The 24,098-nt window shown below is 58.7% G+C and carries 24 protein-coding genes; 6 read left to right on the forward strand and 18 right to left on the reverse strand.

Going from position 1 to position 24,098, the window contains the following annotated elements:
- Nucleotides 1-66: 66 nt before the first annotated feature.
- Nucleotides 67-1,554 (forward strand): histidine kinase, encoded by a 1,488-nt coding sequence (locus C8K63_RS05200; protein WP_108215720.1) that lies wholly within the window; start codon nt 67-69, stop codon nt 1,552-1,554.
- Here C8K63_RS05200 and C8K63_RS05205 read toward each other — a convergent pair.
- From C8K63_RS05205 to C8K63_RS05260, 12 genes are all read right to left on the reverse strand, one after another.
- Complete coding sequence (locus C8K63_RS05205; protein WP_108215721.1) at nt 1,551-2,237, reverse strand: response regulator transcription factor; 687 nt, start codon at nt 2,235-2,237, stop codon at nt 1,551-1,553. The two genes, C8K63_RS05200 and C8K63_RS05205, sit on opposite strands and share 4 nt — an antisense overlap.
- Before the next feature lie 307 nt (nt 2,238-2,544).
- Nucleotides 2,545-3,912, reverse strand: a complete 1,368-nt coding sequence (locus C8K63_RS05210) for a HAMP domain-containing sensor histidine kinase (RefSeq protein WP_108215722.1) — start codon at nt 3,910-3,912, stop codon at nt 2,545-2,547.
- A complete protein-coding gene (locus C8K63_RS05215; RefSeq protein ID WP_108215723.1) occupies nt 3,909-4,571 on the reverse strand; it encodes a response regulator in 663 nt (220 codons plus the stop codon). The genes C8K63_RS05210 and C8K63_RS05215 overlap by 4 nt, the downstream gene beginning before the upstream one ends.
- Nucleotides 4,572-4,745: 174 nt before the next feature.
- Entirely contained in the window at nt 4,746-5,390 is a 645-nt protein-coding gene (locus C8K63_RS05220; protein ID WP_108215724.1) for a tetratricopeptide repeat protein, read from the reverse strand.
- The gene (locus tag C8K63_RS05225; RefSeq protein WP_108215725.1) at nt 5,387-6,196 is read right to left on the reverse strand and encodes an SDR family oxidoreductase; all 810 of its coding nucleotides are present in this window, start codon (nt 6,194-6,196) and stop codon (nt 5,387-5,389) included. Before C8K63_RS05225 ends, C8K63_RS05220 begins: the two co-directional genes overlap by 4 nt.
- A complete protein-coding gene (locus tag C8K63_RS05230) occupies nt 6,183-6,857 on the reverse strand; it encodes a TenA family transcriptional regulator (protein WP_108215726.1) in 675 nt (224 codons plus the stop codon). The genes C8K63_RS05225 and C8K63_RS05230 overlap by 14 nt, the downstream gene beginning before the upstream one ends.
- Nucleotides 6,854-8,335: an AMP-binding protein gene (locus tag C8K63_RS05235; protein ID WP_108215727.1), complete on the reverse strand. Its 1,482-nt coding sequence runs from the start codon at nt 8,333-8,335 to the stop codon at nt 6,854-6,856. The genes C8K63_RS05230 and C8K63_RS05235 overlap by 4 nt, the downstream gene beginning before the upstream one ends.
- Nucleotides 8,325-9,002 carry a thermostable hemolysin gene (locus C8K63_RS05240; protein ID WP_108215728.1) on the reverse strand — a complete coding sequence of 226 codons (678 nt, stop codon included), beginning with the start codon at nt 9,000-9,002 and terminating at the stop codon, nt 8,325-8,327. The genes C8K63_RS05235 and C8K63_RS05240 overlap by 11 nt, the downstream gene beginning before the upstream one ends.
- 200 nt (nt 9,003-9,202) lie before the next feature.
- The gene (locus tag C8K63_RS05245) at nt 9,203-11,329 is read right to left on the reverse strand and encodes a TonB-dependent siderophore receptor (protein WP_108215729.1); all 2,127 of its coding nucleotides are present in this window, start codon (nt 11,327-11,329) and stop codon (nt 9,203-9,205) included.
- Between the two features lie 351 nt (nt 11,330-11,680).
- A complete protein-coding gene (locus tag C8K63_RS05250) occupies nt 11,681-13,150 on the reverse strand; it encodes a multiheme c-type cytochrome (protein WP_108215730.1) in 1,470 nt (489 codons plus the stop codon).
- 335 nt (nt 13,151-13,485) lie between these two features.
- Entirely contained in the window at nt 13,486-13,944 is a 459-nt protein-coding gene (locus C8K63_RS05255) for a MarR family winged helix-turn-helix transcriptional regulator (RefSeq protein ID WP_108215731.1), read from the reverse strand.
- Between the two features lie 114 nt (nt 13,945-14,058).
- Nucleotides 14,059-14,511 carry an Ohr family peroxiredoxin gene (locus tag C8K63_RS05260; protein WP_108215732.1) on the reverse strand — a complete coding sequence of 151 codons (453 nt, stop codon included), beginning with the start codon at nt 14,509-14,511 and terminating at the stop codon, nt 14,059-14,061.
- 419 nt (nt 14,512-14,930) lie between these two features.
- On the opposite strand from C8K63_RS05260, the gene C8K63_RS30315 reads away from it, so the two are divergent.
- Nucleotides 14,931-15,482: a hypothetical protein gene (locus tag C8K63_RS30315; protein ID WP_158273932.1), complete on the forward strand. Its 552-nt coding sequence runs from the start codon at nt 14,931-14,933 to the stop codon at nt 15,480-15,482.
- 268 nt (nt 15,483-15,750) lie between these two features.
- On the opposite strand, the gene C8K63_RS05270 is transcribed toward C8K63_RS30315, so the two are convergent.
- Both C8K63_RS05270 and C8K63_RS05275 read right to left on the reverse strand, forming a co-directional pair.
- Complete coding sequence (locus C8K63_RS05270) at nt 15,751-16,398, reverse strand: hypothetical protein (protein WP_108215734.1); 648 nt, start codon at nt 16,396-16,398, stop codon at nt 15,751-15,753.
- A 717-nt stretch (nt 16,399-17,115) separates the two neighbouring features.
- Nucleotides 17,116-17,907 carry a cysteine hydrolase gene (locus C8K63_RS05275; protein ID WP_177413283.1) on the reverse strand — a complete coding sequence of 264 codons (792 nt, stop codon included), beginning with the start codon at nt 17,905-17,907 and terminating at the stop codon, nt 17,116-17,118.
- Nucleotides 17,908-18,103: 196 nt separating this feature from the next.
- Here C8K63_RS05275 and C8K63_RS05280 point away from each other — a divergent pair, with 196 nt between their 5' ends.
- Nucleotides 18,104-19,096 carry a GlxA family transcriptional regulator gene (locus C8K63_RS05280; RefSeq protein WP_108215735.1) on the forward strand — a complete coding sequence of 331 codons (993 nt, stop codon included), beginning with the start codon at nt 18,104-18,106 and terminating at the stop codon, nt 19,094-19,096.
- Nucleotides 19,097-19,127: 31 nt separating this feature from the next.
- Here C8K63_RS05280 and C8K63_RS05285 read toward each other — a convergent pair whose 3' ends face one another.
- Nucleotides 19,128-19,823: a tRNA (adenine(22)-N(1))-methyltransferase TrmK gene (locus tag C8K63_RS05285; protein ID WP_108216072.1), complete on the reverse strand. Its 696-nt coding sequence runs from the start codon at nt 19,821-19,823 to the stop codon at nt 19,128-19,130.
- A 125-nt stretch (nt 19,824-19,948) separates the two neighbouring features.
- Complete coding sequence (locus C8K63_RS05290; protein ID WP_108215736.1) at nt 19,949-20,905, reverse strand: threonine dehydratase; 957 nt, start codon at nt 20,903-20,905, stop codon at nt 19,949-19,951.
- A gap of 96 nt (nt 20,906-21,001) precedes the next feature.
- Here C8K63_RS05290 and C8K63_RS05295 point away from each other — a divergent pair, with 96 nt between their 5' ends.
- The 3 genes from C8K63_RS05295 (at nt 21,002) to C8K63_RS05305 (ending at nt 23,003) form a co-directional block, all read left to right on the forward strand.
- The gene (locus tag C8K63_RS05295; protein ID WP_108215737.1) at nt 21,002-21,823 is read left to right on the forward strand and encodes an AraC family transcriptional regulator; all 822 of its coding nucleotides are present in this window, start codon (nt 21,002-21,004) and stop codon (nt 21,821-21,823) included.
- A 181-nt stretch (nt 21,824-22,004) separates the two neighbouring features.
- Nucleotides 22,005-22,295, forward strand: a complete 291-nt coding sequence (locus tag C8K63_RS05300; protein WP_108215738.1) for a hypothetical protein — start codon at nt 22,005-22,007, stop codon at nt 22,293-22,295.
- 147 nt (nt 22,296-22,442) lie between these two features.
- Nucleotides 22,443-23,003 carry a hypothetical protein gene (locus C8K63_RS05305; RefSeq protein ID WP_108215739.1) on the forward strand — a complete coding sequence of 187 codons (561 nt, stop codon included), beginning with the start codon at nt 22,443-22,445 and terminating at the stop codon, nt 23,001-23,003.
- Between the two features lie 32 nt (nt 23,004-23,035).
- Here the strand turns inward: C8K63_RS05305 and C8K63_RS05310 are convergent, their stop codons facing one another.
- The gene (locus tag C8K63_RS05310; RefSeq protein ID WP_108215740.1) at nt 23,036-23,353 is read right to left on the reverse strand and encodes a cytochrome C oxidase subunit IV family protein; all 318 of its coding nucleotides are present in this window, start codon (nt 23,351-23,353) and stop codon (nt 23,036-23,038) included.
- 13 nt (nt 23,354-23,366) lie between these two features.
- Entirely contained in the window at nt 23,367-24,092 is a 726-nt protein-coding gene (locus tag C8K63_RS05315) for a heme-copper oxidase subunit III family protein (RefSeq protein ID WP_108215741.1), read from the reverse strand.
- Nucleotides 24,093-24,098: the final 6 nt, after the last annotated feature.

Consider the following 24,098-nt stretch of genomic DNA (forward strand, 5'->3'; position numbering starts at 1 on the left):
CTCCAGATATCCGTTGAGTTGCAGGGTTTCCAACCGACTTATCACGATGATCAGGGAACCAGGTCGATGGCAAAAGATGCAAAAGCCGAATCGGAAAACGCGACTTTTATCGCGCAGGAGGCTGAGGCGCTGGTCGAGCCGCCCCCTGTTGGCGATGTGTCTCGCAATGGAATCTGGCGCACCCGGATCAGGGTCAAGGCGCGCAATCTGAGTCGCTCGACCCAGTTTGTCATTGCCGCTGCGGTGATCCTGGGACTGACCATGTTCTTCGTCGGCAAACTGGTGAGCGCACGAATAGAAAGTGCCGCGGTACATAGCGCAGCAGAAGCAGGCGCTCAGTACATGGATACGTTTCTGGAGCCCTATGTGCAGGAGATGAGCCGGGACAACAAACTCTCGGCGGCAAGTGTCCAGTCCCTGGACCACCTCACCGAAAGTCGTTCGCTCAAACATCACATTGTCTCGATCAAGATCTGGCGGGCGGATGGCACGGTGGTCTACAGCACGAATAAAGCCATCACCAACCACACATTCCCACTGGATGAGATCACCGAGGCACTCAAGGGCAAAGTAGTCACCGACCTTGAAGGGCTGAACGAGGATGAGAACGAGTTCGAGCGCAACCTCAACGTGCCGCTCTATGAGATCTACGCGCCCCTGCGGGATTCAAGCACCAGGAAAGTCATCGCGGTGGGCGAATTTTATGAAAAGGCCGGTAGTCTCAAGCGCGAGATCAATCGCGTCCGAGAGCAGGTATGGGTGGTCGTAGGCGCCGCGACCCTGGCAATGCTGACGCTGCTTTTCTTCATCGTGCGACGCGGTGACAAGATCATCCAGCGCCAACAAGTGGCACTGCGCTTACGGCTGCAGGAGCAAACCCGTCTGCACAGCAGCAATGCGGAACTGCAGCGCAAGATGGCGACGGCTACCCAGGAATTTTCCCATGTCAACGAACTCACCTTGAGGCGCATTGGTGCAGACCTGCACGATGGGCCGGCGCAGCTATTGACCTTGATTCTGATCCGGCTCGACGACCTGGCCGAAAACTGTTCCGCTGTCGATCAGGAGTCGCTGGAAACCATTCGAGGCGCCGCCACCGACGCATTGCGTGAGGTCCGCGATTTATCGCGAGGTCTGGCACTTCCGGAAATCAATGAATTGAGCCTGGTGGAAGAGTTGCAACTGGTGGCGCAACGGCACGAGCAACGCACTGGCACCAAGGTCACATTAACCCTGGGACTGCTACCGGAGGCCGCGTCACTGCCGCTCAAACTCTGTTTGTACCGTTTTGTGCAAGAAGCCCTCAACAACGCTTACCTGCATGCCAACGGCGAGGGTCAGGTCATCGAGGCGCACTACAGTGATGAACTATTGAACATCAGCGTCAGGGACAGTGGTCCAGGCATGGCGGCAGACGCCATGCTGCAAGGGGCACCCGGCAGAACCCGATTGGGGCTCGCCGGTTTGCGTTATCGCATTGAATCTCTGGGTGGGTTGTTCAGCATCGACTCTGGCGTCTCTGGTACGTCGGTCAATGCACAGTTCAAACTCTAGGCATCCATTTGTGTTTTTGCTGCGCCGGTGTGAAGTCGCCCGACAGCTTCGCGCTCCCTGTAATGCCGTAGAGCCGTGACCGCTTCAACACGATTTCGGGCGTGCAGTTTCTGCATCACGCAGCCCATGTGGTGCTTGACGGTTTTTTCGCTGATCATCAGCTTTGTCGCAACCTCCCTATTGGTCAGCCCCTTTGAAACTTCACGAATGACCTCCTCCTCGCGATGGGTCAGATCAATCGTGTGAATTTGCGCTTCGTGCTTCTTGTCGTTACTCAGCAGTTTGTTGGCGAACTCGGGGGTGATATACGTCTCCCCCCTGGCAACCGATCTGATCGCCAGGACCAGTTCCGGTCCGCTGACACCTTTCAACACATACCCGCGCGCACCGGCCTCCAGTGCCAGAAATGCATCATCTTCGGCTTCCGAAACCGTCAGCATCAGCACCTTCACATTCGGCAGTTGAGTGGAAATGAACCGCACCGCGGCGAACACATCGCCCGGCATATTGACGTCCATCAACATCACATCCGGACGGATCTTGCGGGCAATATCCATGGCATCCTGCGCAGTGGCGCCCTGCTCCACGACCTGAAGATCCGCCCGTTTTCTCAACGTATTGGCAACACCCTCACGCAACATCGGATGATCGTCGGCAATGCCGATGCGAATGGTTGGATTCATGGCGCGCTCCCGAAACGATCAGCACTCGTACACTTATTGATTAATAGCAGGGAACCGGGGACACCGCCGGTCACCAGTCGCACGCCCCGGGCGCCTGGCATTCGGAAATCAGACTTAAGTCGGACCCAATTCGATCGTCAACAAGCATTCACTATGACAGGACTCTGATTTTCAGACGCCAACCCATTGTTTTAAAACGCCATTAAAAACGTCAATAAACAGCCAGGCTCATAAAACCCGGCGCCATCTTTCATCCGACCAACAGTCGCTCTCTTATACTCTGCACCAGACAAAACCAGGAACAACGTCAAAAGCGACGAACTTCTAACGTAGCGCGTAATCCTCCGGGGATGCGGTTCTCCAGTTTGATCTGCCCACCAAAGCGATCGGCAATGGTCTTGACGATGGTCAGCCCCAACCCCGCACCCTGATCATTTGCGCTGCTGTAGAAACGCTCGAAAAGCCGATCGCGATCCTGTTCATCGATGCCTGGCCCTTCATCCTCGACAGACAGTTCGTAGCTATTCTCCTTTTCCACCAGCCTTACAGTGATCACTCCATGCCGGGGGGAAAAATTCGCCGCATTGGTCACCAGGTTGTTCAAGGCAATATCAATCGCGGCTGGGTCGACTCTGGCAAGACTGATGTCGTCGCTGACATCAAAAACCAGTTCAAGCCCCTTGCTCAGCAACCAGGGCGTCAACTGAACCAGGCTGTCGCGAACGGTGCTGGCCAGATCAATAGGCGCAGGCGGTTCAGTCCCTGCCGTAGGCTCAATACGAGCCATCGTCAGCAATTGGTTAACCAGTCGGCCGGTACGGTCCACGCCGGCAATCAAGAATTCGAGCGATGCGCGACGATCCTCTTCACTCCCCGCGTCCATCAGGTTTTGCGCGTGAATCCTGAGCACGGCCAGAGGTGTACGCATTTCGTGGGCGGCGTCCGCGATAAAGCGTCGCTCGCGCCCCATGACTTCCTGGATTTGCGCGAGCATGCGATTGAGGGCTGCCTGCATGGGCTCGAGCTCGGTGGGTAGCGGCGTCAATTGCAAGGGCGCAAGTGAGCCGGGATGCCGGGCCCGCAGCGTTGCAGCCATGTTGACCAGAGGTTTCAATCCCCAGCCGATGGCCAGCCAGATCATGGCGGCCAGCAATAAACTCCCCAGAATATTGGGCCACAGCGTGTGGCGCACGATCCGGTCCACCAAGTCCGTTCGCACGTCGTCCCGTTCCCCCACCCAGATGCGCAGGTTGTTCTGCTTGTCTTCAAGCAGGAAGGCGCGCCAATGCCGGTTGTTCATATCAACTACGTCGCTGAAGCCTGGTGTGACCGCAGGTGTGCTGAAGGACGGAGAACTGGCCGTATGTACCAGCACTTCGTTCCTGGCGTTCCAGACCTGAAACGCAATCTTGGTTTCATACGAATGCCCGTCGGCCCTGGGCGTCGCCTCGTTCAGGGCCTGGTTGAAAGCCTTGTACAGATCCCCATGGTCCTTGCTCACCATGGGCATGCGCATGACGCCTTGCAGCAGGCGAGCGTTCTGGGCCAGTTGGGCATCATAGACTTCGGCGATTTCGTGGTTGCTGTCGTGCAGATTGAACACACTGATCACAGCCACGCCGGCGAGCATCAGGCCGATGATCAGGGTCAGGGTGCGACGCCGGATCGAGGTCATCGACGCTCCTCCACCAGGTAGCCGATACCACGGACGGTGCGGATCAGATCGGTGGAAAATTTCTTGCGCAGGTGATGGATGTGCACCTCCAGGGTGTTGCTTTCGGCCTCCTCGTTCCAGCCGTACAGCAACTGCATCAGATGATCGCGAGTCATTACCCGGCCAGGCGGCGAGAGCAGCTCGTGGAGCAACTGATATTCCTTGGGTGTCAGCGCCACCGGCTCGCCTTTGTAGCTGACTTGCTGGGTGCCGGGGTTGAGGCTGATACCGGCGTGCTCGATCAGCGATTGTCCACGCCCGGCACTGCGCCGCAGCAACGCACGTATGCGCGCCTTCAGTTCTGCCAGGTCGAAAGGCTTGATCAGGTAGTCATCGGCTCCGGCATCCAGACCGGCGATGCGGTCTTCGGTGGCATCGCGCGCGGTCAGGATCAACACCGGCAGATTGGAACCGCTGTCACGCAAACGCCTGAGCACTGCGAGACCGTCCATGCGTGGCAGGCCAAGGTCGAGCACCGCCAGATCGAAGATTTCACTGAGCAGCGAGTGCAAGGCGCTGTTGCCGTCCTGCAACCAGTCGACGGTATAACCTTCACGGCTGAGGGCCTGATGAATGCCCTCGCCGAGCGCCACGTCATCCTCTATGAGTAATAAGCGCACAGGGTCTCCTGTCAGCCGTAATGCTGTTCAGTGAAGCGAATGTGGTCCTCTTCCTCTGTAGGAGCGAGCTTGCTCGCGATGGACTCAAGAGCGCCGCGTTTAGCCAGTAAATACGCGTTATCGTTAACGACCATCGCGAGCGAGCTCGCTCCTACATTTTCCAGCATTATCCTGTCAGCCGAGTTTCTTGTTCACGTCCACCAACAGTGTTTCGATCTCCTTGCGGCGCCCGGCGTCAGCGCTCTCGCGGCCAGGTCGAGGCGCAGCCAGCAAGGCTTTTTGCAGCGCCGCCCTGGCGTCGACATAACGCTTGTGACGGTAAAGGTGATCGCCCCAGAAGTACAGGCTGTCGATACCGTTGGGGTTCATTTGCAATGCCAGCTTGAGCAACTGTTCGGCCTTGTCCGAGTCGCCGAAACCGATGGGCCAACCCGGTACGCGGTCATAGAGTGCACCCAGACTGGTATAGGCTGAGCCTTGCAGGGCCTTGGGGTCCAGGGCCAGGGCTTTTTCCAGGTCGGCCTTGGCGTCCTTGACCTTGCTCAGCGCACCAAACCCTCCCTGGAAGCCCGCCCAGCTACTGGTGACAATACCAGACCAGATCCAGGCCTCAGCCACCGTTTGGCGTTCCTGTTTGAAGCTCGAAGCCTGGGCGGCCAGTTTTTCAAAAGCCGCGGTTCGTTGTCCCTCGGGCAACTCGTACTGAATATGCGCCCAGCTTTGCTGGATACCGTTGAGGCGCTGCTGGTCGGCAGCATCCAGCGCCCACACAGTCTGGCTCAATGCGCCAAGCAGCAGGCAAGCGATGATCTTGTTCATGGTTCGAGATTTTCCTGGTCGGGTTTCTGGCTCAGGCGGCGGATCAGTGGCAATTGTTTGCGCAAACCACGGTCCACCAGATGGGGCAGGAGGCTGTTCAGGCGTACAAAAAAACGCTCAGGCCAGCCCAGGTACAAGTCGCGACGGTCACCGGCAATGGCGTGAATCACCGCGGCCGCCACGGTTTGCGGATCGTCGACATTGGCTTTGAGCGCATCGTTCAGCGCCTGGGCTGCCGGGCTGTTCATGCCGGTACGGGTCGCTCGCGGGGCGACGTAAAGCACACTGACCCGGGTGTCCGCCAGCTCCCGGCGCAAGGCTTCGGAGAACCCGCGCAGGGCAAACTTGGTGGCGCAGTAACTGGCGTAGCCGGGGTAGCCGATGGAGCCATAGGTCGAACCGACGTTCACCACCATGGCACTGTCGGCTTGCTTGAGCAGTGGCAACATCAGTTTTGTCAGGCACATCGGCGCGCCGATGTTCACCGCGAGCATCGAATTGATCTCACTGTCGTCCAACTGTTCGAGCATGGCGAAATGGTTGACGCCGGCGGCATTGATCAGCAGGTTGATGTCGCCGATGCCCTGGGCCTGCGCCAGCACCTGGCGGCGGTCGGAGAGTAACGTCAGGTCTGCACGGATCCAACTCAGGTTACGGGGATAGAGTTCCAGCAGCGGCGCCAACGGTTCCCGATGCCGAGCCACGGCCAGCACTCGGGCACCACTGGCGCACAGTGCGGTGGCGATGGCCAGGCCGATGCCGCCGCTGGCACCGGTCAACACGACGCGAGCTTCAGACAGGCGCATGCAGGTTCTCCCCGTTACGCGGCAAGCCACGAAACATATCGGTGTAGAGCCGGTACACCACTTTGGCGGCGTGAATGACGGCGGCCTGGTCGCCCGGGTCTTCAAGACTGTTCATCAGTCGACGGTAGGTCTGCATATGTTCGATATCCAGTGAGCCGTGGGAGCTGAGGTAGCTGAAGGCGCTTTCCGGCAACTCCAGACGCTGGCGAATGCTGTCGGCGGCGTGGGTGGCCAGGGCGATGCTCGTGCCTTCGAGTACGTTGACCATGCCGAACAGTCCCACCGGATTGTCCCTGGCAATCAGGTCGTAGAGGAAGCTGACCATCAACTCGATCGGCAATGACGGACGCCCGTCGCGTACAGCGACTCTGTCACCGCCGCAGGCTTCAATGTCATTGAGTACCCATTGTTCGTGGCCGTATTCGTCCTCGATGTATTCACATACCGCTTCGCGCAGCCACTCCAGACGTAATGGCAGGCGCGCACCGCAGGCCATCATCAACGGCACGGTATGGCGCACGTGGTAGTAGGCCTGTGCCAGAAAGGCCCGATAACTTTCCAGGCTGACGTCGCCCTGCAGCGCATCACGGATGACCGGCAAGTTGAACAACTCAATGCGTTCTTGCTCGGTGGCTTGTTGCAGCGTGTCAAAAAAACTCATGATACGGATTCCTCGGGAAATGCAGATTCGGTCAATTGCTCCCGGTAGCGCTCGACGATGGCATCACGACGGGGCCGGCCATTGGCGGTGAGCAAGCCGTTGGCAGGAGTGAAGGGTTGGGCGAGCCGGCTCCAGTGGCGGACCTGGGCGTATTCGGGCAAAGCCTCGTTGGCCTGGGCCACGGCGGCGGCCAGTTGTTCGTCGGTACAGTCCGGGCGATGCGGCCAGAGCAACGCATGGTTGTGAGGCATCGCCTCGCCATAGACGAAGGCCTGGGCGATATGGCCGCGCTGGGTCAATTCGGCCTCCACCCACTCGGGATTCACGTTACGCCCGAAACTGGTGACGAACTGATGTTTCTTGCGTCCCTTGAGGTAGAGAAAACCCTCGGCATCGAACTCGCCTAGATCGCCGCTGGGCCACCATTGGGCGGTGTGCGGCGCCTCTCCCAGATAGCCCAGCAAGGTCGAGCCCCTGATCAGCACTTCGCCGTCGTCCGCCAGGCGAATCTCCACGTGGGGCAGCGGCCGTCCAACACTGCCGGGGCGCGATGCTTGCGGGCGATTGAGGCACACCACCGACGCGCACTCGGACAGCCCGTAACCTTCATAGACGGGTATGCGCACCCGTTGAGCGCGGTGCAGGAGATCTTCGCTGACCCGGGCACCGCCCACGGCGGCAAAACGCAGGTGCTGTGGGTCAAAGGCCTTCTGCTCGGCAGCACTGACCAGCATCAGCAACAACTGCGGCACCAGAATCAGGCTCTGGGGCGATCGGCTGGCCAGGCATCCCGACAGTTTCGGCACATCCACACCGCTGGCGCCTTGAATCCCCAGGGTTTTCTGGCTCGGCAGGCTCAAGGTAGCGCCGGCATACAGCGCGGCGTAACAGCCGATGTTCTCCAGCAAAATGGCCAGCGGCAGCAGCGCCAAATGGTGATTCGCGGCGGTGGGTTTGCTGGCCAGGTCCAGCTCGCGAGCGACCCGCAGAATGCTGTCGGCACTCAAGCACACGCCCTTGGGTGTCCCGGTGGTACCCGAGGTGAAGGTCAACTTGGCGGTGCCGTCAGGCATCCGGTTCGGGCCACTGAAGGTGCGGTGCCAGAACTCGCCGCACTGCTGATACCCGGCCGCTTGCAGCTCGTCGTGCAGTTGCGGCTCGGTAATGACGTGTTCGGCCTGGCTCTGCTCCAGGCAATGCTTGCGTTGCGCCGGACTGAAAAAAGGCGGCAAGGCCACGCAGGTCAAACCCTCGAACAACGCAGCCAGATCCCACAGCATGGCTTCGACACCATTGTCCAGCGCCAGTGCGACCACCCTGACCCGTTCATCGCGCAGGCGCTGCTGGCGATAAATGACCTCGGCATACAGCGTGGCGTAATCCAGCTTCAGATGATCGCCCCACAACGCAATGTCGTTGGTTTTTTGCTCGGCGTGATTACGCAGGGTCTGTTTGAAGTGCTCCATTTCAGGCGACATGGCAGGCCCCCTCGATGGAGGTTGGCAAGCCCAGGCGGCTGAACAGGCCTATGTTGCGCAAATGAATGAATCCGGAGCGGATATTGCCAACATGAACCCACGGCTTGCTTTCGTAGTAACTGCCCCAGGCGTGGCGGTCCTCGCCCAGACGCGCCGGGTCGGCAGCACACAGCGTCACGGGCTTCAAGCCAAGTCGGTGAAAGCTGTTGACCAGCCCCAGGTTCCCGGTGAAGGCGATCCATTCCAGCCCCCCCATGGCGAGCAGGTAGGTCATCGCGATGATGCTCATCCGTGCGCTGCCGGTGTCGCTGGCAGCCAGGTTGCCTACCTCGACAATGGCTGACCGGCCTACGGTCTGGTCGGCAACGGCACTGATCAGCGGATCGATCGCCTCGTCCAGGTAACGTTCCAGAAACAGCGGCCCGGTGCTCGCCAGACGTACCCCGACCACCGCACAAAGCGCGCCGGACGCATCGCTCATGCCAAACAGCTGCGGCATGAAATGGCGAATATCGGCACCGTGGGCCCTACGAAAACGTTGCTGGATAAAGTCTTCGAAGGCGCTCCGTTGCGCAGCGTCCGGCAAGGCCCTGACGAGATACATCTGCTGTGCTTCGGCCAGGCCAAAGTGCAGCGACAACTGAACGTTCCAGTTGAAATCGGACATTGAAAACCTCTCCCCGGATCTAGTGGGGAGAAGTATCAAAGACATTTCTTAATGAAGTCTGAAGGTGACAAAACCATTGTCGCCCTGGCAGTCCGTCATGCCGATGTGCAACAGCGGTGCAGGCCGCCCCCCCGACTGGCTGGCCGCAGGTACTCATGCACACCCTGCCGGACGGCGCTGGAGTGCGACTTTGCGCCGGGCTACAACGTGTAGGAAATACCGACCTGCACCGTTCTTGGTGCCCCTGGAAAGGCGTAGACGTTGCCGAATGCGCCCTCCTCAAAATCTTCGTCCATCAGGTTCTTCACATCCAGGTTGAGCCTGATCCTGTCGTTGACCTTGTAGTAGCTCAGCAGGTCGACAACGGTGTAACTGCCCATCGAAAACGCCGTGTTGGCGGTCTGCCCTGCACGCTCATCGACGTACTTGAGCCCGGTGCCAAGTCCCAGTCCCTGGAGCGCGCCATCCTGGAACTCGTAGACGTTGAGCAGGCTGAAGCTGTTCTGCGGAATGTTCATCAGCCGGGTGCCGGACTGGATGACGTTGTCCTTGGTCACTTCGGCATCGACATAGGCGTAACCGCCAATCACCCGCCATTGCGGGGTCAGGTTGCCGGCGATGTTGAGGTCGAAACCACGGCTGCGCACCTCGCCTGCCGCCACACTGAACGTCGAGTCCACAGGATCGGTGGTGAGTACGTTACGCTTTTCGATCTGGTAGATCGCCGCGTCGACACTCAATTGACTGTCCAGCGCTTCCCACTTGATACCCAGCTCATAGGACTTGCCCTTTTCCGGTTCGAAACCACCGCCCTGGCGACTGGCACCGGTATTGGGCTTGAACGAGCGAGCCGTATTGGCATAGATCGCCACGGTGTCGGTGAGGTCATAGGTCACGCCAACGCGCGGGGTCACCGCATTGTCGCTGGCCTCCCAGCTTCTGCCGCCCGGCACGAAGGTTTCAAAGTCATGCTCGAAGCGCTCGAAACGGGCCCCGGCCAAAACTCTCAAACGCTCGGTCAAGGCCACCTGATCCTGGATGAACGCCGCGTAGGTCTTGAGGTTTTCCTTGTCGTTGGTCGGGGTACGGGTCAAGGCTGGACGCGGCTGGCCATACACCGGGTTGAAGATATCGATCGGGTAGGCACTCACCGCCCCGCTGGAGCGCTGGATAATCGCCTGGTAGTCGTAATCCTCGTACTCGATGCCGGTCAGCAGGGTGTGATCGAAACCGCCTGCGGTGAAATGTCCGGTGAGGTTGAGTTGGGTGTCCTTGTCCGTCCACTCCAGCTTGCGGTAGTTGAAGTTACGGCCCAGGGTGCGCCCGTCCGCGGCCACACCGTTGGCTTCGACCGCATTCCCCTTGAGGGTGCCGTCGAGCCATTGGAATCCGCCGCCCAACGTCCAGTTATCGCTCAGCAGATGCTCGAACCGCAGTTGCGCCATGTTGTTGTCGTTGTGCAATTTGCCAACGTCTTTTTCGCCGAAGAAGGTATCGCGCGAGGCCGTGCCGATCTGGTTTGGAAAGCGCGTCAGGCCGCGGTCGAGCGGGTGATTGTTGCGCATGAAGTCGCCTTCGAAAATCACCTTGGTGTCATCGCTGGCCTGCCAGGACAGCACCGGCGTCACGCCGTAGCGTTCGGTTTCGACATGATCGCGGAAGGTATCACCGCCCTCGCCCACCACGTTCAGGCGATAGGCCAGGCGCCCCTCTTCGTCCAGCGGGCCAGAGGCGTCCAGCGTGCCACGCTGCATGCCCTGGTCATCGAGTTGGCTACCCAGGGTCACCGTGGGCACGGCCAGGGGTTGTTTGGAGATGACGTTGAAAGTGCCACCCGGATCGCCTCGGCCATAGAGCATGGTCGCCGGTCCTCGCAGTACTTCCAGTCGCTCGATGGTGTTGGCATCGGGCATGTTCGGATAGCCACGGTTGATCGGGAACCCGTTGCGATAGAACTCCCCGGTGGTGAAGCCGCGCACGGTAAAGGTGGTCAGGCCCTGGCCGCCGAAATTGTTGGCCCGCCCCACCCCGCCGGCGTAATCGAGTGCATCCTGCAAACGGGTGGCACTGATGTCTTCGACGACATCCCGGGTGACCACACTGATGGACTGGGGCGTTTCGTGGATCGAAGTGTCGGTGCGCGTGGCGCTGGCCGAACGCGTCGCGCGATACCCGTCAACCGGCCCCAGGGCAGTTTCGAAGTCAGCTGTGCCAACGATGTCAGTCGCTTGCAACTCCAGACTGGATTTATCGGTAGTTGCTTGCTCCGCCCAAGAGGCTGCGGAGAATGCCTGAAGCACGCAGATAGACACCAGAGTACGACGCATCTAGGAAACCTTGTGAAAATAGCCAAATGGGGTGGCATACATGCCAACAAATCGCGGCGCATGGTATACCACGTCGCGATGTTTTGATACGTATTCTCATTTGTATTTTCTGAAGGCGACCTGCGCCATTTCAAATCGCTGATGGTTCAAGCCCCACTGGCGCAGCCAAAAAAGGGCCCCGAAGGGCTAATGCCGATCAGTTAAGCCGAGACACTGAACCTGTGGCGAGGGACTGCCCGTTACCGATGAATGGGGATGACCCACCTGCGCCGGCACCGTCTCAGGCTTTTGCTCCTCGATCTCACCATTGAGTGCCTTGTGCATCTTGACGGTGTCCAGCGCCCCGCCCCGCTAAAAGTGCGCCTTACCGGGTCCGGCGGCTTGCAGGCTGGGCGACAGGGGAACGCTCTGCGTGACTTTGGCCATCTGGGTGATTTCCACCTGCACCTTGTCCTTGCCCAGCAGGTAGTCGGCCAGCTTCTGGGAGAACGGCCAGTAGTTCAGTGCGGCCGTCAGGGTCAGAGGCCCGACGGCGTCGGGCGGCACCAGGAAGGAGAACTCCCCGATATCGTAGCCCTTGGGCAGAATGCGGTTATCCGAGAGAATCTGCGTGGCATTCCAGACCTCGACGTCCAACGGATTGCCGTCCTCGTCGCCGATGTGCACTTTGAAGTTTCGCGTGTTGTCCTCGGTCTTGCCGTCCTTGATCGCACCCAGTCGATAGAGCTCGCGACCACTGGCATCCAGCACCCGGAAATCGATCCACATCTCCCGTCCCTCCGGAAAACCGGTCGGCAGCTTGTGTCCGGCGCCGACGTTGGAAACTTTGACGGTTACCGAGTTGTATTGCCCTGGAATGATGGCGGCCGGCAGTTGCTGGAAGGTTATTTCCCCCGCGCGCGCGAGCATGTCGCGCGCGCGTTGCGCGCCCACTTCCTGACCGAGATGCTTGAGCATCATCGCGTTGGCTCCGCTGAACCAATGCGAGGCGACCTCCTCGCGGTCTGGCCCCATGATCGCGGCCTTGCCCGCATAACCCGGCATATGGCAGCTCTGGCAGGTTACGCCGTTGAGGCTGTAGGCGCTTTCCTGCCATTCGTCATAGGTACGCTCGACCGCCACACTGCTGAACGGGTGCGTGACGTTGTGGCAGGTGGCGCAAAAGTCCGAGCGCGTGTGCAGAGCGGAATACACAGTGTCGTGATAAGGCGAAACGGCGTCTTTACGCGGGCCGAACTTGGTCGGTTTACCGTGCGCCCGAGGGCTCAGGACATAGGCGCCGTTATCGAGGCCCGTGCGGGCACTGATGTTGTGGCAGGTCTCGCAATCGACCCCGGGCATCGGATGATTCTTCGCACTGTCTTCAATCGAGGAGCGGTTGACTTGCGAATTGATTTGCCCGGTCGTGAGACCGATCGGGGTATGGCAGCCAGTGCAGAAGTTATCGACCTTCCCTTCGGTGGCCGAACTCGCACGCTGGAGCAAGGCCCGATAGATGGGTTCATCCCAGGCCTGGGACATCATCGATGAGCGCCACTGTTTGTAAATCTCTGTATGGCAAGCGCCACAGACCTGGGCATTGTCGAAGTCTTTTATATTCAAAACCAGGTTGCCAGGGGTATTGGCCCGATGCGGAAAGAACGGCATCGCGCCAGTCACATGCATGATCCTGGAGCGTGCCGGCTCCAGCCACTTCTCATTACTTTGATTGTCATTACCCAGAGGTTCGTCTGCCGCCATCAGCGTAACCGTCAGCAGGCAAGCTAGAAAACACAACCCGCGCAGCGCTACCTGCGCACGTGTATGTCTGGAGTGGCTCATAAGCATTTCCCCTGGACGGTTGCAGAGGAGGACAGCAGCACTTCAATTGAGCCAGCGGGGTATTTCGCGATGTAAACCGATGGTTACATGCAATCACTCAATGGGGGTACTGACAGCTCCACAGGTTCCCGACTCTGCAACTTTCAAGAACGGGACAAGCTCTCACTCAGCAATTACTTTGCCAGCGTTGTGTAAACCATGTGCGAGCCCAGCAAACATTGGCCACAAGTTGAAATAGCGTGCTGGAGGAGACGCGAATACTGCTGGGGAAAGGCGCCCCATTTGTGGGGCAGCTCACTCCGAAATCGGGGGCCACTCACTTGACTCGCTACGACTTACTCCCTGTCTTTCGTCGAGCGGATGAGATTGCCCCTTAACTTCACAATGGCCTTCTGCATTTGCACGAAGTCGTCGGGGTCAAGACCGGTTTGCGGGAAGCCGTCTTCGGTGAGGCCTTCGCGCAGTTTTCGTCCCTCTTTGGTGAGACTGATCCGCACCTGGCGTTCGTCTTCCGGGTCGCGCTGGCGCAGCAAATACCCCATTGCTTCCAGCTTCTTGAGGATCGGCGTGAGGGTATTGGACTCGAGAAACAGCTTTTCGCCGAGGCTGCCAACGGTCTGGTTGTCTTCCTCCCACAGCGCAACCAGGGTGATGTATTGCGTATAGGTCAGGCCGAGCCGTTCAAGCATCGGCTTGTAGGCCTTGCCGAAGGCCAGGTTGGCTGAATAGACCGCAAAACACAGGAAATCGGAGAGTTTGAGATCCAGGGCGGATGTCTTGTCGGTGTTTTTCATGGACGTTCTCTTGGGTCAGTCTTGCGAGACTGAAACTATACGTCGTATGCGATGGTATCGGAAGTGCGTATAAACACCGACGGCGGGCCCCTGGTGAGCCCGCCGTGCAGTGGGTTATGCCGTCAGGACGTTGATGTCGACATCAATGTTGCCCCGTGTGGCCTTGGAGTACGGGCAGATTGCATCGGCGTTGTGGGCCAGCTCGGTCGCCACCCCATGATCCAGCCCCGGCACACGCAAAGTCAGTCGAGCCTGAAGGAAGTAAGCCGCGCCGGTCTGGCCCAGATCGACTTCAATGTCGACGGCCGTGTCGGTCGGCAGTGTCACCTTCATCTGCTGGGCGACCAGCCCCACCGCTGCGATGTAGCAGGCTGACCAGGCTCCGGCGAACAGTTGCTCGGCTTTCGGGTGCGGCTGAACGGCGGTGAGTACGTGTGCCGGTGTGTCGCTGCCAGGGGACGACAGCACGATGTCAAGGTTTCCGTTATGCCCGCGCAAGGTGTTGCCTGCGCTGTTATGAGTGGTGTGGGTTTTGCCGCTGGCCAGTACTTTTTCGATTTTGCTCATGGGGATTTCCTCAGGGTTTTATATGCATGCGATTTTATCGCATGCGGTGTATTTGGTATTTAAAAAGACAGCGTTCAGCAATTGGCGTGTGCAATGATCCAGTTGTTTCCGTTTTGGCCATGGGAGGCTTGAGCGGTAGAGATAAACATTCTGCGGCTGCTTGCGGTGTTCATGGCTGAATCTCCAAACGGCAAGGGTTGTTACTGATTGCCATCGCACTCGACTAGATCGCATGCGATAGATGAATACTCAACCAAAGCCCCAATCATGTCAAAGTTTATTTTATGCCTTGGCGATGAGCGGTAGACGCGAGGTCAACCCCGCTACCCTCCTCCTGCCGAAAGGATGATCGGCTTCCCACCGTCCGGCCCTGCGGGGACTTCGGGGTGAGGTATTGCGTCAGGAACGGATGGTGTGAGTTGTTACTGCTCGGTTCTCTGGAGCGGCATGCGTCACCAGACAATTTCCCGAATCAGAAACTGCCCCGTCCGCGGATCGAACTGACGCACAAAGTGAACGTGCCTGGAACCGAAGCGCTGATCGCTGAACCCGGACCCTCTGATCACCTCGAAGCTGTTTATCCGGTGGATCGGTATGAAGTGCTGGTTGTGCATTGGTACGAAATGCCGGTTGTGCATTGGTATGAAATGCCGGCTGTGCATTGGTACGAAATGCTGGCTGTGCATTGGCGCGAAATGCCGGCTGTGCATTGGTACGAAATGCTGGCTGTGCATTGGCGCGAAATGCCGGTTTCCCATATGAAACGAGCCACTGTGGAAATGGTGGAATTGCCCGCATTGCTGTGGCTGCCCACTGACCAGAACGGCCGGGTAAGGATTTTGACCGAGGCCGCCACCGCTGATTGCCTCCAGGGAGAAGCTGCTTGCCAGAAGCCCCGCGACCAAGAGCAGGAGTTGCTTGAAGATACGCATAGCGCCACCTCCGACGGTCCCCCCCACACTAAATTATAGTCGGCCATGGACCCCGGCCGGGCCCTGGCGCTGATTTTCGACCAGGACGCGGTCTCTTGTAGGAGCTGGCTTGTCGGGGCGCCGCATCGCAGCGATGGTCGTCAACGATAACGCGTGTAAACCGGATAAACGCGGCGCACTTGAGTCCATCGCCGGCAAGCCGGCTCCTACAGGTATTGCGTTATCGGTGTTTCCCGGGATTGCGTGAAGAATCAAAAAAAAAGCGCCGACGTTGCCATCGGCGCTCAGGAGTAGCGATGTCTTCAGCTCAGCGCAGCGCAGGAATTCCCGCGAACAGCCAAGTCTCCTGGGTCGGCGTTGCCTCGTGGCGATTGCGCGCCCACTGAGTCAGCGCCACCATCATCGCAAAGCCGAGCACGATCAACACCGGATAGGCCATCAGCAACTCGGTGAGCGAATATTTCCAGGCCAGCGGTCGACCGACACCGAGCATGGCGGCATACAGCCAGGACACGCCCGACAGTGCGCCAGAGAACAGGGCAAACATTCGTACACTGACCTTGAGATCAAGCAGCGATCCGACCTTCAGCATTGCCGGCAATACATAACGGTGCAACAACATGCCGTTGAATGTCAGCAACAATACAATAATGACTTTGGCTTGAAGTTTCGGATTGGCAAAATAGTTCATGCCTTTATCAAGGTAATCAATACCTATAATCGCAGCTCCGGTGATCCACAAGAATATCAACGCATTGGAAACAGACTTCTGAAGACTGGCCATATGTTCATTATCGTGCCCCGACGACACACGACCGTTCCATAAATCCTTGACCATCGCGGCATCGCTGGCAAACACCAGGCCAATCGCTACGCAGCAAGCCAACAGGTGAACGTAAACAACACCTAAACGCAAAAACTCCATGGATTCTTTTTGGCCGAGCAGGCCGATCATTGTATTAATATCCAAGATGACATCTCCACTTATAACAGCAGTGCAAATTGACCATGCCCCAGGCATGCGAATTATTTATTCGCACCTGCAAGATCAAGTTCGCAATGATTGAAGCAACTTAATAATTAGGTATTACAAGAGGGAGCGACTCGCCCAGCGAGTCAGTGATGACGGCATACAATCACTCCAGGTCTCAGGTAAAAAAAATCCCCATGTGCATTCCATTCAATGCAGATGAGGTATACGTCCTTTTTATTAGTGAGTGCAGCGCGACCTCTCAAGGGATCCCGTCTGCTGGAACATCAGAGCGAAGCCTATCAAAATCGTTCACTTTTTGAGCAGAATGCTCGACAAACGGTACTAAATCCAACACTTGGGGGTACCTGTTTCCTTGGCTGAAACCTGCGTCGCTACGGGGCTGAATCGTTTCCTGTCTTCTGTCGAAAAAAAACAGCAATCGCGCTGAACTCACATCGCCAGACCCGACCGAAGGCGAACATTGCCTAGCCCGTTCCCTCCCCAAATCCGGGGACGCGGCGCTCATCAGCGGCGACCATGCCGCGCTTATAACTGCGGAAAAATCAGAGCGGATCAAACCACTCGGAAAGGAAGAGTGATGAGGCCGATCCTTCGCTCATGGGTCATTCCGAATCAGTCAGCGGGCACGGGAGCCACAAGGACTCCCGTGTCTGTTCAGCGGATGGGTCATACCGCTGATCAGCGCCCTTCCAGCTTTTTCACGACCTCATCGGTGGTCATCAGGCCGTTGGCGATGTAGCGGAAATTGACCAGCGCACTCCCGTATCCGTCGCCATCAGGCAGCTTCGGGCCGGCGACCGCGTCACGTACGACGACTACCTCGAAACCACGCTCCAGAAACTCGCGTAGATGCGATTCGACGCACAGATTGGACGCCATGCCGGCCAGGATGATTTTGTCGATTCGCTGCTTGCGCAACTGCAGCATCAGGTCGTTGCTTTGCGGGCCATACAGCTTGTGAGGTGATGCGACGAGGGTCTTGCCGTCTTCGATGAAGGGTTTGAACTCCTTCATGAAATCGGCACCCGAGTTGCGGAATCCATCCAGCGTCAGGGCGCCCTTGCGGTCGAACATACCCAGCTTGTGCTGAACGCTCTCCGCTGGCGCTTCAAACTCCCACTGATGATCGTGGGGATAGTAGTAGTGCGGCGAGATGGCGACGGTTGCCCCGGCCTGCTTGAACGCCGTGAAAAGCCGGGTCAGATTCGGCACCAGGTTCTGCTCGGTCACGCTCTGGCCGAAGATTGACCAGCCCGCACCCTCCGGGCTCATGAAGTCGATCTGCGGGTCGATCACGACCAGCGCGGTTCGACTGGAATCCCATTGAAAGGTGGAGGCCGGGAGCGCGGGTTTGGCCGGATCGGCATAGGGGGTCTCGGCGGCGAAGCCGATGCCGGGCGCCATCAGGATAGCCCCCAGCAAGGTGGCGCAGGAGATGAGTCTGGCGGGATGAATTCGGTTGAAGGTCATGTTGCACGTCCGCAATGTGGGGGTGGTGCATTCACGGTACGGCGAGAAGACGGCACGAAATGGACATATATCCCTGGATTTCGGCCGACAAGCTCCTCACCTTGCATGAGACGGGTGGGCTCAATGCCCCCCGTGACCTTCCAGACAGCCAGCGCGTACTATGGCTCCCCCCATTCAGATCGTGGATGTTCCGTGCATGCAGCGTCACATATGTTTCCTGGTCTATTCGGGCTTCGTATTGCTTGATCTGAGTGGACCGCTCGAAGCCTTCTCCAACGCCAATCGTGCGCGCCCTTCTGGCTATCGATTCACAGTCGCTTCCCTTGAAGGCGGATTGATCAGCGCTTCGAGCGGACTGCAAGTCGCGACGCAAGCCTTGCAGGTGGTCGACCACCTCGACACGCTGATCATCGTCGGCGCCCCCACCGCTCCGATCGATGACCGGATGCTGCCGATGGCAGCGGCGATTCGGCAGATGTCCCCGCGCGCTCGCCGCACTGCCAGCGTCTGCACGGGCGCCTTCCTGCTGGCCGAGAGCGGCCTGCTCGACGGTCGCGTGGCGACCACGCACTGGAACTACGCGCCGCAATTGCAGGCACGCTATCCGGCACTGCGCGTGGATGGAGATCGAATCTGGACCGAAGACGGGAATGTCTGGACCTCTGCAGGCATGTCGGCTGGCATCGACATGGCCCTGGCGATGATCGAGCAGGACCTGGGAAAGGACGTGTCACGTTCCGTCGCGCGCATGCTGGTGGTCTACTATCGGCGACCGGGCGGTCAGTACCAGTTCTCTTCGCTGCTGGATTTCGACCCGGGCTCGGATCGGATCCGCACAGTGTTGAGCCATGTGCGCGATCATCTGCGTGATGATCTGTCGGTTGAACGCCTGGCCGACGTTGCACATATGAGCGTGCGCCAGTTTGGCCGCGTGTTCGCAGCATCGGTCGGGGTGACGCCGGCCAAAGCTATCGAGCGCCTGCGCATCGAGTCGGCGCGGCCACTGGTTGAGGACGGCCTGCAGACATTCGAAGAGATCGCCAGGTGCTTCGGATTCGGCGATGCCGACCACATGCTTCGCAGCTTCGTGCGAGTCGTGGGGCGCACGCCACAGGAACTGCGTCGCAGCGCCCGCCAGGCCAAAGGCAATGGTGGGACCGGAAAAAAGGGGGACTCATCGTCCGCGTGAGCGAAGACGCGTACAAAATCCCGGAACGGGCTCAAGCCAGCAACTGGGTGATCCACCGGGCCTGGCGCACGATGTCCTGCACCTTTTCCTCGGGCACGGCCTGTTGCATCCGGGCAAAGTGGGTCAGGGTCTTGTGCTTCTGGCGCAACTTGCGCTGCCACTTGAGCAGGAACGCCGGACTGCGGGCCTGCATCTGCAATGGGCCGAAGTACAGCTCCTGGGCGGTGTACATCACCGGCCCGGTGCGCTCGGCGACGATGATTTCGTAGTCGAAACGGTTTTCCCGCAGCACTTCCTCGCAGAGGATGCGGTAGCCATTGTCCATCAGCCATTGGCGCAGTGGCTGTTCGCCGCCGTTGGGTTGCAGGATCAGGCGCTCCTGACCGCTCAGGTACGCCTTGCCGCTGTCGAGGATGTCGCGGATCGTTTCGCCGCCCATACCGCAGATGCTGATTGCCGTGATCCTGTCTCCCGGCTCGATTGCCGCCAGGCCGTTGGCCAGGCGCACGGTGATCTGCGAGTCCAGGCCGTTCTCGCGCACGGTACGCTCGGCCGAGCGGAACGGCGTCAACGCCACCTCGCCGGCCACTGCCGCCGCGATGGCGCCACGGCGCATCAGCGCCACCGGCAGGTAGCCGTGATCCGAGCCGATATCGGCCAGGCGCGCGCCGGCTGGCACATGCGCCGCCACGCGCTCCAGGCGCATGGACAATGTCTGTTCGTTCACCAGCGGCCCCTTTTCACCACAAACGTCCGGCGCCTTCTGGCCGGATCGGGGCGCGATTGTGTCGAGCAACGCCGTGCATTTCAAATTTATGTGGCCAAATTTATGTGACCAAGATCATTGCCCCTTCATGCAATCACTTGCGCATACACCGGTCTGTCGACGTTGCCACCGGACAGGATCACACCCACCTTTCTTCCCGACATGGCTTCACGCTCCGAAATGAGCGCTGCCAGCGCCGCCGCACCAGCCCCTTCAGCCAGGTTATGGGTATCGGTGTAATACACGCGCATGGCCTCGGCAATCTGCGCATCACTGACCGCTACAATCCGCGCAGCACCTTTCGCGTAAACGGCAAAGGCCTCAGGCACTGGCTTGCGTACGGCCAGACCGTCGGCAAAGGTGGTTGCCGAGGCGGTTTCGCACAGGACTCCGGTGTCAAACGACAACTGTGCGGCGGCCGCCTCCGTGGAAACCACGCCCACCACCCGGGTGTTCAGGCCCAGCGCATCGCGGGCGGCGATCACCCCGCAAATCCCCGAACCACAGCCAATCGGTACATATACGGTATCCAGGTCCGGCGCTGCGTTGAACAGCTCCAGCGCATAAGTGGCGACGCCTTTGACCAGCTCGGTGTGAAACGGCGGGACCAGGAACAGGTCATGCACGTGCGCAAGGCGTGCAGCCTCTTCACGGGCCTCATCGAAATCGCGGCCATACTCGACCACTTCAGCGCCAAAGCCGCGCATGGCGTTGTTCTTTTCTACCGAGTTACCTTGCGGCACTACGATCAACGCCCGCAAACCCAGTGCGCCAGCCGCCAGCGCCAGGCTCTGACCATGGTTGCCGCGGGTAGCGCTGACAATGCCCTTCGCGCCTGGGTACTCGCGTTTGAGCCAGTGCATGAACGTGATACCACCACGCACTTTGAAAGCACCGGTAGGCGTGTGATTTTCGTGCTTGACCCACACCGAGCAACCCAACCGCCGAGCCAGCAAGGGCCAGGGGTATTGGGCGGTGGCCGGCATGACCTGGTAAACGTTGCGTGCAGCCTGTTCGATGTCGTCGCGAGTGATTCTGTGCATGAGTTATTCCCCTGAGATTTTGCCCAGTCTGGACACGGGCGTAGTACGCCGGCTTTCAAAAAACTGACCTGACTTTTGTCCCCCCTCTTCACTACTATGGCGTTCATGAGCCATCGAAATCGCCTGCCGCCAACGCTCCTGTCCGAACCGGTCCGCCGCATCGAGGCCGGCCCCTGGGCGATCGAATTGCTACCCGGCCGCGCCTACGCGACCCGCTATGTGGCGACCCAGGCGGGAATCGGCTTTGCCTTCGACAGCCAGCGGGGCCTGCACGCTATCGGCAGTGACCGAATACGCCCTTTCGATGCCGTGCCCGACGGCCTGGCGTTCGTTCCCGCCGGGTGTGACGTGTTGTCCGAATCACCCACGGGCGGTGAATACCTGCGGGTGATGCGCACCGACGGTATTGCGCTGGTGGGGGATCGTGCCTTCAACAATCGCATCGACCGGCAGGCCACTGCCCTCGCATGGCGAATGCGCACCGCGCTGTTGCGCGCGTCCGTGGAGGACGATTGGGAGGCCTGGGCACTGGCATTGTCTGCGCGGGCGACGGGTAGCGAGGCCGTGCTGTCACCGGCCCATGGCTCGATAACCGGTTACCGGATGCGCTTGCTCGATGAGTTCATTGATGCCGGCCTCGATGGCCCGTTGAGCGTACCGGCGATGGCGGGCCTGCTTGGATTGTCCGAAGGTTATTTCATGCGGGCCTTCAAAAACGCCACAGGCAAAAGCCCGCACGCTTACCTGATCGACCGACGCCTCGCCAGAGCCCGAACCCTGATGCGCGATTCGACCGCCACACTGACGGAGATCGCCTACGCCTGCGGTTTCAACTCCCAGGCACACATGGCGACCACCTTCAAGCAACGCCTTGGCGTGAGCCCGGCGCAGTTGCGTCAATGTTCAAGGTTCGGTTAGCGCCGGGTTTTCAGTTAGCTCCGCGGTTTTTGATGTTTGCGATGGGCCGGTGGTCGTTGCATTTCGGTTGTCGCCGGCGTTTGTCTAAGCTTAATGAATCAGGGCGAGCTGAAACTTGCGTGATGGCGGCCTCCAACGGATCTGGATGGGCATCAAGACGGTACTCCCAAAGGAGACGACTATGTACGCAGTGATAAGAACCTATCTGGGTACGGGAGCGAAGCAGCTTTTCGAGCTTCTGGAAGAGCGCAAAGACGACATCGAAGCGACCTTGCGGACAGTGCCTGGCCTCGTCAGCTACACATTGCTCAATACGGGTGACGGTGGTACGGCGATCACTGTTTGCATAGACAAGGCCGGCTGTGATGCGAGCCTGAAAGTCGCGCGTGACTGGATTCAGAAAAACACCTCGAGTATCCGCGCCAACCCGCCGATCGTAACCGAAGGTCCGGTCATAGTGCAGATCAACTAGGGGGCGTGCTGGCGAGTGCTATACTTTTTTTCAGTTGGCAAGAAGTGTGCAACGTTCCCCACGGCACAGCTACTGACTGCAAATCTCGGTTATTAACGGCTGCCGGAAAAAGGAGGTCTACGGCGAACTTGGGTTGGGAGGTGTGGCATGAATCGGCACTATTACATCAGTGACAATCTCAACGATCTCGAAACAGTTGAAAATGAGTTGGAAGCCAGCGGCATCAATTCTGAACAGATTCATGTACTCAGTGAAAAAGTTGCTGATGTCGAAGAACATCACCTCCACGAGGTCAACTCGTTAATGGAACAGGATGCTGTTCATTCCGGTGAGATTGGTGCTGTAGTCGGTCTGCCCCTTGCAGCACTGGTCCTGGGTGGCGCCTATTGGATGGGCTGGACCGAATCCGCAGCAGGCTGGACGCCTTTTGTCTTCCTGGCCATTGTTATTTTGGGCTTCTGCATCTGGGAAGGCGGTTTTTTTGGGTTCCAGGTGCCGAACACTCACTTCCGCAATTTCCAGCAGGTGGTAAAAGAGGGCAAGCATATTTTCTTCGTGGATGTTGAACCGGATCAGGAATCGATCCTGGACCAGGTAATCGATCATCATCCAAATCTGAAGATCGCCGGCACGGGAGCGGCAGCCCCCCACTGGACAGTGGCCTGGCAGCACAAATGGCATCAGTTCAAGCGAGTGATATCGGGTTAGCGTCTGGAAACTGATGGCCGTCCGAAAGCGGCTTATTGGCCGAAGAAAATGACCCGGCTGAGGAAAACATAGTCTGCTTCGGTGGCCATCAGTCCGACGAGCACCAGTAAACACAAAGGCGGCACCAATATGGCATAGACCAGGGCCAGCCGCTCCCAGGCCATATGCATGAAGATGGAGACAATTAAACCTGCCTTCAACAACATGAAAGTGATAATCAGGAACCACCGAAGGTAGCCATGGAAGTGGAAATAGTCGACAAGGTACGACATCGTGCTGAGGACGAATAACAGCCCCCAGATTTTAAGGTACAAACTGATTGGATGTTGCTGACTCTGAGCATGTGCCATCACCCGTGCTCCTCTACCATAAATAGAAGAATGCAAAAATAAACACCCACACCAAATCCACGAAGTGCCAGTAAAGTCCGGCTATCTCAACGTTCTGATAGTTTCCGGAGCGCTCATAATCTCCCCGCAATACTTTGCGCGCAACAATGCTGAGGTAGATGGCGCCGATTGACACATGCAGTCCGTGAAAACCGGTAATCATGAAAAAGCTGGCACCAAATTGCGCTGCCCCCATGGGGTTCCCCCAGGGACGCACCCCTTCTGCGATGAGCTTGCTCCATTCAAATGCCTGCATGCTGACGAAGGTCACACCCAAGGCAGCGGTCGCCAGCATCAGGGCCGTCGTTTTCGCACGATCACGGCGATAGGCGAAATTCACGGCCATGGCCATGGTGCCGCTGCTACTGATCAGCACAAAAGTCATGATGGCGATCAGAATAAGCGGGATCTCTCTTCCGCCGATCGTCAATGCGAACACTTCACTGGGGTTCGGCCAGGCGGTAGTGATGGCCATGCGTACCGACATGTAGCCGGTCAGAAAACAGGTGAATATAAAAGTGTCGCTGAGCAGGAAGATCCACATCATCGCCTTGCCCCAGGGGACCTGCTTGAAGGCCTCCCTATCCGAGGACCAGTCGCTGGCGATGCCCTGCCATCCCGGTGCAGGCGGTGAGCCCGGTGGATTGGATGAACGGCTCTCGGTTTGGGCTTGGGCTTGGGCTTGTGGGTGCAATGCCATGGCTTT

It is taken from the genome of Pseudomonas sp. GV085, from assembly GCF_003050925.1.
GTDB lineage: Bacteria > Pseudomonadota > Gammaproteobacteria > Pseudomonadales > Pseudomonadaceae > Aquipseudomonas.